The organism is Fructilactobacillus sp. YLN 2412, assembly GCF_059488745.1.
In genome coordinates this window covers 1,107,475-1,121,630 of sequence record NZ_CM183165.1, presented here as the reverse complement: position 1 = coordinate 1,121,630, position 14,156 = coordinate 1,107,475, and the positions used below count along the sequence as shown (strand labels likewise).

Here is a 14,156-nt window from a genome sequence, read left to right as displayed (position 1 = left end):
TTTTAGTTCTCCTTCGGGTTAATCAAACTATCATTTTTAATATATCTTTGAAAATTATCGTATACTTGTTGAAACAATTCAATGTTATTTTCAGGCTGCAACATTTCTTTTGGAAAGAAAAAACGGCTATCGCCAACATCTTTTCCAGTAATTGTTCTGACTAATAAGCTGGCTTTTGATAATTCAATCAAACTACCGTCTTTTTCCATGAGCTCAATCTGAGCATTTTGATGACCACTAGCAGGATTGTAAACATCATAAGGCTGATTGTAACTATTATCGGTAGCAGTATAATACTCAGGATTAAATCCAGCTGCTTCAATTAAACTTTGTAGTTTTGGGATTAAGTCCTTAGTCTGATTGTTGAATTTAGCTGATTTAAATGGTTTTCGATCAACAAATCGATGAGATAAATCAGATAAGATTGAATCAGGATAATCTTTCCAAGCAGAAAAATAAGTATTTAAAACGCCATCATCTAGTTTTAGGTATGCTTGTAAGTCGCTATCAGGATTAAAAGTACCATTTAAAAATGGCATTAATAAAGTAGGGTTAAAGTTGTGATTTAATTTAAAGTCATCGGCAAGTTCTTTTGAACGTAACAATAGATGACCTAAAATGACTTCCATGGAACGAGAAATGGGATGAAAATAAACTTGTAAATACATTTGAAAACGAGAAACAATATAATATTCAATAGCATGCAATCCGCTTATTTTAAAGCAAATACCACCTACATAAGGTCGCATAACCTGTAAGATCCGATCAAGATCAAAGTTTCCGTATTGGGCGCCTGTAAAATAAGAATCCCGAAGTAAATAGTCCATCCGGTCGGCATCGCATTGGCTGGAAATCATTTGGACCACTTGCTGATTGTCATAAGTTTTATTGATAACGCTAGCCACTCGATTAGGAAAGTCTGGACCCATTTTACTTAATACTTGATTTACTTCAGTATCTGGTGATGTAATAATGGCTTGAGTAATTTGTTCATGATTGGTTTTAAAAATATGTTCAAAAGTATGAGAGTATGGTCCATGACCAATGTCATGTAACAATCCAGCACATTCAGCAACAATCCGTTCGGAATCATCCCATAAACCATCACCTGCTTCTTTTGATGGATAATTACGCTGAAAATGATCACAAATTCTTCTTACAATTTCGTAAACTCCCAGTGAATGAGTAAAACGAGTATGCTCGGCTCCCGGAAAAGTTTGTGAAGTTGTGCCTAACTGATGAATTCGACGGAGTCGTTGAAATTCAGTAGTATTAATGAGATCCATGATAATTTGATCTTGAATATAGATGTGACTATGAACCGGATCACGAATCACTTTTTCCTGTTTTAATGGTTTTGAATAATATCCCATTACTCCGTTCCTCCAACTAGTTGATATCTACTATTATAGCTGAATTTCTTATATTAGTCAGATTTAACTGTTTTTAGTGCATTTCAACTTTTTTGGCGTTAAAATTAAAACATAGAATAGTTTAATTAAGGCGGCTAAAAAAATGGATAAAAAAAAGCGCGGACAAAAGATTTCGGTAGTAATTGATACCAAAATCACTCAAGATCAACAAAGGGAAAAATATCATTTTTCAGAAACAGGCCAACTGATTAATATCAAAGGTAATTGGTATATTAGATTTGTAGAACATGGGGATAATGGCGACGTTCCAGTAACTTTTCGGGTGGACAATCCTCATGAAGTACGCTTAACTCGTAAGGCTGAAAGTCAGCTGAATTTGTTGTTTAAACAAGATGAGAAGACCGACAATCATTATGTTACTCCATATGGGACGATGAACATTACTGTGCTGGCAAGCAAAGTGGAGGCTATGATTGATGTTAAAAACACTGCCGGACAAATTGAAGTAACATATCAAATAATTACAGATGGAGAAACGGTAGGAAACTACCAGATTAAATTGCATTTTAACGCATAAATTAGTATCATTAAGTATAATGGTAAACTAGAAAGGCGTGTTTGATTTGGAAATTGAAAAATTAGATAAAGAAGAAAAAAACGAATTATCAATGATTGAAGTAGCACATGCGATTCTTGCAGACAAGGGTCAAACAATGCAATTTCCAGACCTGGTTAATGCGATTCAAAAATATACTGAGTTTAGTGATGATGAAATCAAAAGTAAATTAAATCAATTTTATGCAGATTTAAATGTTGATGGTAGTTTCATCTCATTAGGTAATAATGTTTGGGGACTCCGTACTTGGTATCCCTTTGATTCAGTTGATGAAGCAACTGCCAGTGAAGGTGAAGATCAGCCCAAAACCAAAAAACGTCATAAAATCAATGCTTTCTTAGCAGATGCATCTGATGAAGATGATGTAATCGATTACAATAACGATGATCCAGAAGATGACGATGATGTGATTGATTATGATAACGATGACCCAGAAGATGATGATTTTCATGACGATTTAGATGATGTTGACATCGCAGACGATGATGAAAAACATCCTGAAGAAGATTAAGCTTGACTAAGCAGCTTTTTTTTACTAATATTCTACTTGGGCACTCTGCATAGTTGTAGAGTTATTCGAATAAAAAAGGCTCCCCATTCATTGAACGGGGAGCCTTTTTTAGGTTTTATTGTTAAAAGTTATGAATAGATGAGAGGGGTACTAAAATGACCAAATATATCTTTGTTACTGGTGGAGTTGTTTCATCGCTTGGAAAAGGGATCGTTTCCGCTTCATTAGGTCGTTTATTAAAAAATCGCGGGTTGAATGTTACCATTCAAAAATTTGATCCATATATTAATGTAGATCCAGGAACGATGAATCCTTATCAACATGGAGAAGTCTTTGTAACGGATGATGGCACGGAGACAGATCTTGATTTAGGGCACTACGAAAGATTTATTGATAATGATTTAAATAAGTATTCCAACGTTACAACAGGGAAAATATATAAAGAAGTCTTAGAACGAGAACGTCATGGGGATTATTTAGGAGCTACCGTTCAAGTTATTCCGCATATTACTGGTATGATTAAAGAAAAAATCATGCGTGCTGCTAAAACTAGTAAGGCTGATGTTGTAATTACTGAAATTGGTGGAACTGTCGGTGATATTGAATCTTTACCATTCTTAGAAGCAATTCGTGAAATGAGAAAAGATGAAGGCGTTGATAGTACTTATTACATCCATACCACTTTAGTTCCATATTTAAAAGCTGCTGGTGAAATGAAAACAAAGCCAACCCAACACAGTGTAAAAGAATTACGTAGTGTTGGGATTCAGCCGGACATGCTTGTACTTCGTTCTGAAAAACCAGTCACAGAACCAATGAAGAAAAAAATTGCGATGTTTTGTGATGTAGATGAAAAAAGTATTATTGAATCAGCTGATGCTCCTAATCTTTACCAATTGCCACTTAGTTTTCAGAAACAAGATATGGATGACCAAATTTTAGACCATTTTAATATTAAGGCACCTAAAGCCGATATGAAAAACTGGAAAAAAATGGAACATCACATTCGTAATCTAAAGGGTCAAGTTAATATTGCTTTAGTTGGTAAATATACTAAATTAAAAGATGCTTATATTTCAGTTGACGAGGCTTTACGTCATGCGGGATATGCTGCTGATGATAATGTCAAAATAACTAATATTGATGCTGAAGAAATTAATGACGAAAATGTTGCTAAAAAATTAAAAAACTTTGATGGTGTGATTGTTCCAGGAGGATTTGGTAGTCGGGGAATTGAAGGTATGATTACTGCAATTCGTTATGCTCGTGAAAAGGATGTTCCTTTCTTTGGAGTTTGTTTAGGAATGCAGGTTGCCACGATTGAATATGCACGTGATGTGTTAGGTTATCAAGATGCTAATTCAACTGAATTTGATCATGATACTAAACATAATGTGATTGATTTAATGGCAGATCAAAATGATGTTAATGGAATGGGTGGGACACAACGTTTAGGTGCATATCCTGCTAAGCTCAAGCCTAAAACGCAAACAGCAGTTGCTTATGATAATCAAAAAGAAATTTCAGAACGTCACCGTCATCGTTACGAGTTTAATAATAAGTTTAGAAAAGAACTAGAAGATGCTGGATTAGTAATTTCAGCGACATCCCCAGATGATCATTTAGTAGAAGTAGTTGAAGTACCTAACAAGCGTTTCTTTGTAGCTGCACAATATCATCCAGAATTTTTATCACGTCCTGATCGTCCAGAAGGGTTGTTTAAAGCATTTATTGCTGCTGCTGATAAGTACCATAAAAAAGCTGCAAAATAATATTTTCTTAATTTTTGCTTATTCATTCTTTAAATGTTGCTAATCCTATTGTAATGTGAGCTGTTTTTACTTATGATTGAGTACGTGACATAAAGTAGAAATAGTGAGGATTATTAAATATGAGTACGATGAAAATTCAGGGAGGTCATCGGCTTTATGGTGATGTAACTATCGGTGGAGCAAAAAATAGTATTGTAGCTTTAATACCAGCTGCAATATTATCCGATACACCAGTAAAGTTTGAAATGGTTCCCGATATTTTAGATGTTCATAATTTAATGCTAATTCTCCAGTCAATGAATGTTCCATCAGAATTTTCTGATGGAAAATTAACGGTTAATCCAACTAATATAAAAGAAAGTCGCCTTCCTAGTAAGGCAATTAAAAGTTTACGTGCTTCTTATTATTTTATGGGAGCTTTGTTAGGGAAATTTCATCGCGCTGTTGTTAGTTTTCCAGGTGGTGATAATATTGGTCCACGACCAATCGATCAACATATTCGTGCTTTTGAGGCATTAGGAGCCCAAGTTACTGAAGAAAATGGAACTGTTTATATTGATGCAACTAGTAACGGTTTAAAGGGTGGACCGATTTTTTTTGATATGGTTTCTGTAGGAGCAACAATTAATGCTATTTTAGCAGCTACGAAAGCTGATGGGGTAACGACTATTCATAATGTAGCTAAAGAGCCAGAAATAGTAGATATTGTTTCTTTTTTAAATGATATGGGAGCTAATATTAGTGGAGCAGGAACGGATGTAATTCGAATTAAAGGAGTTTCACAACTCGCAGCAAATCGTATTCACACCGTGATTCCTGATCGGATTGAAGCTGGAACATATCTTTCATTGGCTGTAGCAGTTGGCGATGGCATCTTGATAAAAAATGTTATTCCAGATCATTTACAATCATTTACAAATAAACTAGCTGAGATGGGTGTTCAATTAAAGATTAATGAAAATAGTATCTTTGTTCCCAAAAGTAAAAAATTACATGGAGTTCAAATTACTACTGCACCATTTCCGGGATTTGCGACTGACTGGCAGCAGCCGATTACTCCAGTACTTTTAGGAGCAGATAGTGAGAGTGTTATTAAAGATACGATCTATCCCAAACGTAAAATGCATGTTGGTCAACTACGCGAAATGGGAGCTAAGATTAGAGTGACAGACGATAATTTGATTGTGATTGATCCTAGCAACCAACTGCAAGGGACGACCGTTTCTGCAGGAGAAATTAGAGCAGGAGCTTCTTTAGTAATTGCTGGGTTGACTGCTAAAGGAGAAACAATTGTAACTAATACAGATAATATTTTGCGTGGCTATGATAATATTGTGAAAAAGTTAACTGGATTACATGCAGAAGTCGAATTAATTAAGTAACATAACTGGATTATTGAGGTTGTTGCATCCTATCTTTATTAGTGGTAAACTACAAAAGTTGAGTTATTGATAAATCAATCTCTGGATTTTATAAATTCAGGGCAAAAGGAGCGATATTATGAAAAAAGGAATTCATCCAGATTTTCATCAAGTAGTATTTCAAGATTCAAGTACTGGCTTTAAGTTCATTACTGGATCAACTGTTACTTCAGAAGATACGATTAAAATGGAAGATGGTAACACTTATCCATTAATTCGTGTTGAAATTTCTTCAGATTCACATCCATTTTACACTGGGAAACAAAAAACTGCCCAAGCAGATGGTGCTGTCGATCGTTTCAACAAGAAGTATGGTTTACAAAATTAAATTTATTTATAAAAAAAGGCTTAGCCAATTGGTTAAGTCTTTTTTTATATTCCAAAATGTTTATTAGTCAGTTGAGTTGTTAGCGTGTTTAATTTTGGTGTTTGGTAAGTCTAAGTCACCACCAGCTGTATCAATATTACTCTGGTTAACTTTAGCATTTTTAAGTTGGACATCACCGCTATCACTATTTATTGTAACTTTGTTATAATTAATGTTTTTTTGATTGTTAATGTTAACGTCCCCCGATTCACTGTTAAGCTTAAATGCTTGAGCAACTAAATCATGAGCATTAATATCTCCGCTTTCAGAATCGGCTGCAAGGGTCTTGAAATGAGAATTAGTTAGGTTAATATCACCTGATTCACTAAATAAATGACCATCATTTTGGACTTTAATTTGATTTAAAGCAATGTCGCCGCTTTCTGATTTAACTGTTAAATTTTGTGGATTTGTTTTGGCTAAGTGTACGTCACCACTATGACTAGCAATCGTTAAGTTTTCGATAGATGAGTCAAGTTGGACATCAGCAGCTTTAGAATTAAGCTTTAAATCGGTAAGCTTCATATTTTTTGGAACAGTTACATTGACAACTGATTTAGGCTGTTTAAAATCAATTTTTATGCCCCAAAGATGATGTTTCTGGGGATGACTGATTTTAATTTGGTCATCTTTATTTGTAACAGTAGTCTTTTGCTTATCTGGAAATTTAGATTGGACCTTAAATTCAGATCCAGTTTTCACAATTACTTTGGAGGGAACATTAATTGTAAGTTTATGTATCTGCTCGGTATTTTTGACAGTTTGACTAGTGGTGTCTGCATTTGCATGAGCAACTAGCCCTCCGATTGTTAGGGTACAAGTTGCTACACAAATTCCTAGCATTGAAAGTAGTGCTTTTTTAGACATTAGATTAATCCTTTCTTTTTTAGTATTAATGATAATCTATCATTATTTGTTAAGTACTACAACATAAAATGTAAAAAGTCGCCATCAGCAAAGATTACTGATGACGACCATTAATAAATTATTTTACACTTTAGTTTTATTAATATTTTTGGTTTCACGAAGTACTAACATTAAGTTAATGAAAACTAAGATTGAAGTTGAAATAAAAACTCCTGAATAACCAAACATTGACGAGATAACGGAGCCAATCATTGGGCCGCTAAAATTACCGATAGCTTGAAAACTTTGATTCCAACTAAAGATTCTTCCAGTAACTTTAGCTGGAGTATTCTTAGCAATAATGGCTTGAACTGCGGGTAACATACAAGCATTTGAAATTCCAAGTAAAAACCGTAATCCCATTAATTCCCAGACATTTGTAACAAATGCCATAGGAATGTAGAGAATAATAGCTAAAATAAAGCCAAATGTCATAATTTTTTCAGTTCCGATTTTATCACCCAAAGCACCGAACCTAGGAGCCGCAATTAAAGTAGAAATTCCAGGAACAGCAGCGACAATCCCACTGAAAAAGGTTACCGATGGACTGTTGTTCATGATTTGCCGCACATAAAGAGACAGTATCGGTGAAATCGAGTAGTTTGAAGCTTGAATAATCATGGTTGTGATAAACATTCCAAAGATTAATTTAGGTCGTTTTAAGACTTTAATTACTTGTTTAGTATGCAAGTTTTTTTCTTTGGTAATGGGGGTAAATTTTTCTTTGACGAAAAAAATAGTGATTAAGAAAACTAAAAACATCAGGGTTCCAGTAATGAAAAAAGTCACTCGGTAACTAAAGATTGAAGCTAAAACTCCACCAGCAAATGGTCCGAGTAATGATCCTGAAACTCCGCCAGTTGATAATATTCCTAACGCTTTACCACTTTCTTTTTTTGGGACTTGAATTGCTAAAAGTGCGTTTGAATTCGGAAAATAACCAGAGAAAATTCCTTGGATAAATCGTAATGAAATTAACTGCCAAACATTAGTAGCAAATCCCATTAAAAGAACAACAATTGCCATGACAAAAGAAGCTCGTAATAGCATGATGCGGCGACCATAACGATCAGCCAAGCTGCCCCAAATTGGTGAAACTACTGCAGCAGCCATGAAAGACGCAGAAAAGGCTAATCCACTATATAAATTAAGCTGACTTTGGGTATAATTTCCTAAAGTATCGATGTAAAGGGATAAGAATGGCATCATTCCACTAAATCCCATTGAGGTTAGAAATAAACCAAACCAAAGGGCAATTAAATTTCGATGCCAAATATTACGTGGTATGACCTCGTCTTCATTGACATCGGTATCACTAGTTGTCAATTAGTGCACCTCCTGATTGTGTTGTTGCATTTGATTAAGCCAGAGTGGTAAAGATTCGTGCAGCATTTGATAAGTATCTTCAAAACGATGGGTATACCAAGGATCAACGATACTTTTTCCAGCTTGTCCAGGAACAATATCCATACATAAATGCAATTTATTTTGTTCATTCACTGGAATCATTTGTTTTAAATCTGCTAGATTGGACTTATCCATGGTAATGATATAGTCTGCAGTTTCAATATCATGTTTGGTAATTAAATGGGAACGATGTCCCTGATAGTTTAAATGATGTTTATCCATTGTTTTTCTAGCACCGGGATGAGGTTGATTTCCTGATTCTTCACTGCTAGTTGCAGCAGATGTAATGTTGAATTTGCTAGAAATTCCGTGTTCTTGAACTAATTTTTTAAACATTGCTTCTGCCATTGGAGAACGACAAATATTTCCAAGGCAGACAAACAAAACGTTGGTTTTTGGCAATCTGATGCACTCCATTCTAAATTAAAGTTAGTATCATAATAATATCAGTTTTCTAGTATAATAAGCACGTATTTAAAACTGTGCTTGATTTAAAGAATTGATTGACTAAATAATGGTTTTAATGTGACCTATAGCTTCTTTCAGAGTATACTTGAGTGCAATTATAAACGAAAAAAGTGGTGAAATTATGTTATCCAATTTGATATATTTACAAATTAGTTCAACTGATGATTTTTGTATTACTTGGGGAATTTCAGCTGGTGACTTTGTAAATGGGATTAGTCAGATTCCACAAAACGTTATTTTATTAGACGGTCACATTGAACGAGCCAATAGTTATAATGCCCACTCCAAATTTTCAACTATTACTGGCAGAAGTCAGGTGAAAGAATATATAATTGGAGAACATAAAAACTTTAATGACAAGTGGATGGACTATCAAACTAAGGAAGGACTAGACTCGCTTAGTGATGGTGAAATTGCTGATTTGCTTTATTTTGTTCATATGGGGATGCCTCGATACCAGCGAAATCCTTTTTCAGTAAAGTTGGGTAATGAAGTTGTTTATTTAGGCGGAAATAATGGTTTCAAACGCATCTATTTTAAAAATTTAGCTGAATTAGATCATATCGTAAAATTGAGTATTAAACGTCATTTGCGAAATCAGCGAAATAGTAAGCGGATTTTTTCACGTCCTTTATTAATTAAAGATCTTGATAATGAAATTTTGTATGATTTGTTCCATTTAAGTAGTCGTGGTTTGATCATTCCATTTGAATTAGCACATGAACAACAGCGTCGTTTTGATATTCCGCTTTTGATTGTAAAACAGTCCCAGAGTCAAGGAAAAGTGATTTGGGGAAATGAAACCCAACTGCGAGCTGCAACTAATCAAGTTGGCACTTTAACTTATAATACTTTAAGCAATAAATGGTCAATTGAATTTAATGAAGAACAAGATGAAAGTGATTTAAATGATTTAAGATAATTATGGGCGGATTAGGAGAAGATACTAACCCGCTATTTTTATGACATTTAATTTAATGATATAATTAAAGCAAAAATTTTGTAAGACGATTGGATAGAAAGTAGGAGTCATATTTATGAGAATGAAACTTGATGAAATAGCTAGAGCGGTCGATGGAACTCTTAGTACTGAAAATACTCCCGCTGAATATGTGACTAACGTAGCATTTGATAGTCGAAAATTAGAACCAGGTTCATTATTTGTGCCTTTAGTAGGTGAAAATGATGGTCATGATTATATTCAAAGTGCCATTGATAATGGAGCAGTTGGCTCATTTTGGGCTAACAATCACAAAGATCAAGCCCCTACTGACTTTCCAGTTATTTTAGTCAATTATCCGCTACAAGCTTTGCAAGATTTAGCTAAGTATTATTTAGCTAAAATCAACCCTAAAGTGGTTGCAGTTACAGGGAGTAACGGGAAAACAACCACTAAAGATTTGATTGCTTCAATTGTGGGAATGAAATTTAATGTGATTAAAACACAAGGAAATTATAATAATCAAATTGGTGTTCCAATTACAATTTTATCAATGAGTTCTAATACAGAAGTTTTAGTGGTTGAAATGGGGATGGATCATCCCGGTCAGTTACAAACTTTGAGTAATTTGGTTAATCCTGATATTGCAGTAATTACAATGATTGGTGAAGCTCACATTGAATTTTTTGGAACCCGTGATCGAATTGCGGATGCTAAATTAGAAATTACTGACGGGTTACGTGAAGATGGATATTTTGTTTATAATGGTGATGAGCCGCTACTAAATGAAAGAGCTGAGAATGTAAATGCTTTTCGAAAGACATTTGGGCGTGAAGGAACTAATGACATCTATCCAACTGAAATTGAAACAGGTGACGAAAATACAAAGTTTGAAACTAATCTGTGGAACGATTATGAGTTTATGATCCATTTGATTGGTGATTATAATGTCAACAACGCTTTGGCTGCTTTAGAAGTAGGAAATTTGTTAAAAATTAGCCCTAACGATATGCGTAAAGGGCTGGAACATGCTAATCTTACTAAAAATCGAACAGAGTGGATTAAAGGTAATCAGGGTGAAATGATTTTAAGTGACGTTTATAATTCAAATCCCACAGCAGTTAAAGCAGTTTTGACAGCTTTTGAAGCTACTCATGTAGCCGGGAAACGTCTAGTTGTATTAGGTGATATGTTGGAATTAGGTGATGATTCAAAAGCCATGCATGCAGCTTTGGCTGATAATATTGATCCAGCCCAGATTTCTGATGTTTTTCTCATTGGAAAAGATATGAAATCCCTTTATGATGCTTTAGAAAGTAAATATCAACCACAAAAAAATCTTCATTACTATCCAATTGAAAAATTACCTGAATTAGTTACAGATTTAAAAGCAGCTATTGAACCAAATGATGAAGTTTTATTAAAAGGAAGTCATGGAATGCATTTAGAAAATGTTTTAGATGAATTGACAAGTTCCAATGACTAATTTTGTTGTTTGATTAATTTTGACTTTTGATGTAAAATAATATAGTTGTAATTAAATGAAAAAGATATAGAAATAAAGTGTAAATCAGATTTCACGCGCAATCTGGGAAACGGATTTTTTCCAAGCGTGGAATTGAATTTACTGTTATGTTTCAATAGGAGGAACACATTTGAATTTTCAAGATTTAGGACTATCAGATAGTCTATTAAAAGCCGTTGCTGATAACGGTTATACTGAACCAACTTCTATTCAGTCAGAAACCATCCCTCTAACTCTTAAAGGGGAAGACGTGATTGGTCAAGCTCAGACCGGGACTGGAAAAACTGCTGCATTTGCATTGCCTATTTTGCAAGGTATTGATGTAAATGATCCAAACGTGCAGGCTTTGATTATTTCGCCTACACGTGAATTAGCAATTCAAACTCAAAAAGAAATTCAAAAATTAGGTCGTGGCGAAGGAGCCCGTGCACAAGTTGTGTATGGTGGTTCTGATATTCGTAAACAAATTTATGACTTAAAGAAAAAGCCACAAATTATCGTTGGAACTCCTGGAAGATTACTGGATCATATCAATCGTCATACTTTAAAACTTAATCATGTTAAGTTTTTGGTGCTTGACGAAGCTGACGAAATGTTAAACATGGGATTCTTAGAAGATATCGAAAATATCATCAAGAATACTCCTGACGATCGGCAAACAATGTTATTTTCTGCCACTATGCCAGCTCCAATTAAACGAGTTGGGGTACAATTTATGACAGACCCTAAACAAGTAACAGTTAAGTCTAAAGAATTAACGACTGATTTAGTTGATCAATATTACGTTAAAGTTAAAGACAATGAAAAATTTGAAACTATGACTCGTTTGTTTGATGTTGAACAGCCTAAAGTTACAATTGTTTTCTGTCGAACAAAACGTCGGGTTGATGAAGTTGCCAAGGGATTGATTGCTCGTGGTTATAAAGCGGCAGGTCTCCATGGTGATTTGACGCAAAATCGTCGAACTCAAATTATGAATGAGTTTAAACGAGATCAAATTAATTATCTAGTTGCAACAGATGTTGCGGCTCGTGGAATTGATGTATCTGGTGTTACTCATGTTTATAATTTTGATATTCCTCAAGATCCAGAAAGTTATGTTCATCGAATTGGACGTACTGGTCGTGCCGGACATCATGGAACTTCAGTAACTTTCGTTACTCCAAACGAGATGAGTTATCTTCGTGGAATTGAAAAATTAACTAAGGTGCGTATGTTACCGTTGAAACCACCTACGGAAGATGAAGCTTTAGCTGGTCAAATGAAGTATGCTAAAGAAGATGTTGCAAAATTAGTTAAACGAACTAAAACTGAGAGATTTAGTGATGTAGCTAAAGATTTGTTAGAAAATTATGAAAGTCTTGATTTGGTTGCAGCATTGTTAAATGAAATGTCACGTGATCAAGTTAAAGTACGTATTACTCCAGAACGTCCACTTAAGAGTCACGGAAGTCGTGGTAATAAAGGTGGTCGTGGAAAAGGAAATTATCGTGGTAATCGTCGCAATAGCGGTGGATATCGTGGAAATCATGATCGAAATGGTGGCCGTGGTGGAGACAAATCACGTCGTAATAATAAATTTGTAATTAAAAACAAACATTAAGCAATGGGGACCTGAAAAGGTCTTTTTTGTTTCTAAACATTTTTTAATTAATGCTATAATTAAGGCATCAAAGATTAAACGGGGTAAAATGTTATGGTAGTTGGAAGAAATCGGAATGCTCAATTATTAATCAACGAGGATGCTATTTATGCTAATATTCATTCAGAAAAACAACGATTAGCTGATGATTCTGAAATGTTTATGGTTGTAAAAGCCAATGCGTATGGACATGGAGCGGTTCAAGTTGCACAAATTGCGAAGGCAGCAGGAGCTACCGGTTTTTGTGTTGCAATTTTGGATGAAGCTATTCAATTACGCGAAGCGGGCTTTGTATCTGAACCGATTTTGGTTTTAGGTTTAACTGATCTTTCTGATTTACCGTTAATTTATAAATATGATGTTTCTGTCACTGTAAGTTCTGCAGAATGGATTAAGCAAGCAGCTGAATTGGGACAACAAATGCATTTTATCCATAAAATCAAAACTTTTTTAGCCTTAGATACTGGGATGGGACGAATTGGACTTCAGACACCTGCAGAGGTTACTGCTTATTTGAAGAAGCTTCAAACAGTTCAAAATCAAATTGAGTTTCAAGGCGTTTATACACATTTTGCAACCGCTGATGAAACTAGTGATAAGTATTTCGATTTTCAATTACAGAATTTCAAAGATTTAATGGCTGCGATTCCCCATAAACCTCGTTATGTTTCAGTTGCAAATTCTGCTACTAGTTTGTGGCATCATGTTACGGGTGCAAATATGATTCGGTATGGAATTGCAGGTTATGGTCTTAATCCTTCAGGAACTGTAATCGAAGCACCATTTACGTTACAACCGGCCCTGAGTTTTACTACCGAGTTGGTTTATGTAAAAAAAGTGGCATCTGGACGTTCAATTGGTTATGGAGCAACTTATGACGTTGATACACCACAATGGGTTGGAACAATTCCCGTCGGTTATGCTGATGGTGTTTGTCGTAGGATGCAAGGATTTAAAGTTTTAATTGATGGGAATTATTGTCCAATCATCGGACGGGTTTGTATGGATCAAGTGATGGTTCGTTTGCCATATAAAATGAACCCAGGAACTAAGGTAACTTTTGTAGGAAAACAAAATGGCAAAACAATTACTCTACAAGATGTAGCCGATTATTGTGGTACCATTAATTATGAAATTGCTTGTGGATTTTCTGATCGGTTACCACGAGTTTATTATTCAAAAAAGAAATAGTGAGTTTTCTTTGGAGG

13 protein-coding genes are annotated in these 14,156 nt (G+C 34.7%); 9 read left to right on the top strand and 4 right to left on the bottom strand.

The features are described from left to right. Positions 1 to 2: 2 nt before the first annotated feature. On the bottom strand, positions 3 to 1,373 hold the full coding sequence (locus AC0GLR_RS05680) for an HD domain-containing protein (protein ID WP_495604493.1): 1,371 nt from the start codon (positions 1,371 to 1,373) through the stop codon (positions 3 to 5). Between the two features lie 142 nt (positions 1,374 to 1,515). Here AC0GLR_RS05680 and AC0GLR_RS05675 point away from each other — a divergent pair, with 142 nt between their 5' ends. The 5 genes from AC0GLR_RS05675 to AC0GLR_RS05655 all read left to right on the top strand — a co-directional run bounded on the left by AC0GLR_RS05675 (position 1,516) and on the right by AC0GLR_RS05655 (position 6,021). Next, positions 1,516 to 1,950 carry a YwiB family protein gene (locus tag AC0GLR_RS05675; RefSeq protein ID WP_495604492.1) on the top strand — a complete coding sequence of 145 codons (435 nt, stop codon included), beginning with the start codon at positions 1,516 to 1,518 and terminating at the stop codon, positions 1,948 to 1,950. A gap of 46 nt (positions 1,951 to 1,996) precedes the next feature. Beyond that, positions 1,997 to 2,500, top strand: coding sequence for a DNA-directed RNA polymerase subunit delta (rpoE, locus tag AC0GLR_RS05670; RefSeq protein ID WP_495604491.1), 504 nt, complete (start codon positions 1,997 to 1,999; stop codon positions 2,498 to 2,500). A gap of 155 nt (positions 2,501 to 2,655) precedes the next feature. Then, on the top strand, positions 2,656 to 4,272 hold the full coding sequence (pyrG, locus tag AC0GLR_RS05665; RefSeq protein ID WP_495604490.1) for a CTP synthase: 1,617 nt from the start codon (positions 2,656 to 2,658) through the stop codon (positions 4,270 to 4,272). A gap of 119 nt (positions 4,273 to 4,391) precedes the next feature. Continuing rightward, positions 4,392 to 5,654 carry a UDP-N-acetylglucosamine 1-carboxyvinyltransferase gene (murA, locus tag AC0GLR_RS05660; RefSeq protein ID WP_495604489.1) on the top strand — a complete coding sequence of 421 codons (1,263 nt, stop codon included), beginning with the start codon at positions 4,392 to 4,394 and terminating at the stop codon, positions 5,652 to 5,654. Positions 5,655 to 5,772: 118 nt separating this feature from the next. Beyond that, entirely contained in the window at positions 5,773 to 6,021 is a 249-nt protein-coding gene (locus tag AC0GLR_RS05655; RefSeq protein ID WP_054646727.1) for a type B 50S ribosomal protein L31, read from the top strand. A gap of 63 nt (positions 6,022 to 6,084) precedes the next feature. On the opposite strand, the gene AC0GLR_RS05650 is transcribed toward AC0GLR_RS05655, so the two are convergent. The 3 genes from AC0GLR_RS05650 to AC0GLR_RS05640 form a co-directional block, all read right to left on the bottom strand. Then, the gene (locus tag AC0GLR_RS05650) at positions 6,085 to 6,927 is read right to left on the bottom strand and encodes a DUF4097 family beta strand repeat-containing protein (RefSeq protein WP_495604488.1); all 843 of its coding nucleotides are present in this window, start codon (positions 6,925 to 6,927) and stop codon (positions 6,085 to 6,087) included. Between the two features lie 123 nt (positions 6,928 to 7,050). Further along, positions 7,051 to 8,292, bottom strand: coding sequence for a multidrug efflux MFS transporter (locus tag AC0GLR_RS05645; RefSeq protein WP_495604487.1), 1,242 nt, complete (start codon positions 8,290 to 8,292; stop codon positions 7,051 to 7,053). After that, positions 8,293 to 8,721, bottom strand: a complete 429-nt coding sequence (locus tag AC0GLR_RS05640) for a low molecular weight protein-tyrosine-phosphatase (protein ID WP_495605425.1) — start codon at positions 8,719 to 8,721, stop codon at positions 8,293 to 8,295. A 241-nt stretch (positions 8,722 to 8,962) separates the two neighbouring features. Between AC0GLR_RS05640 and AC0GLR_RS05635 the strand changes: the two genes are divergently transcribed. The 4 genes from AC0GLR_RS05635 to alr all read left to right on the top strand — a co-directional run bounded on the left by AC0GLR_RS05635 (position 8,963) and on the right by alr (position 14,139). Continuing rightward, a complete protein-coding gene (locus tag AC0GLR_RS05635) occupies positions 8,963 to 9,763 on the top strand; it encodes a hypothetical protein (protein WP_495604486.1) in 801 nt (266 codons plus the stop codon). Positions 9,764 to 9,878: 115 nt separating this feature from the next. After that, entirely contained in the window at positions 9,879 to 11,267 is a 1,389-nt protein-coding gene (locus AC0GLR_RS05630; RefSeq protein WP_495604485.1) for a UDP-N-acetylmuramoyl-tripeptide--D-alanyl-D-alanine ligase, read from the top strand. A 169-nt stretch (positions 11,268 to 11,436) separates the two neighbouring features. Beyond that, entirely contained in the window at positions 11,437 to 12,909 is a 1,473-nt protein-coding gene (gene cshA, locus AC0GLR_RS05625; RefSeq protein WP_495604484.1) for a degradosome RNA helicase CshA, read from the top strand. Between the two features lie 93 nt (positions 12,910 to 13,002). Beyond that, entirely contained in the window at positions 13,003 to 14,139 is a 1,137-nt protein-coding gene (gene alr, locus AC0GLR_RS05620) for an alanine racemase (RefSeq protein ID WP_495604483.1), read from the top strand. Positions 14,140 to 14,156 lie beyond the last annotated feature (17 nt).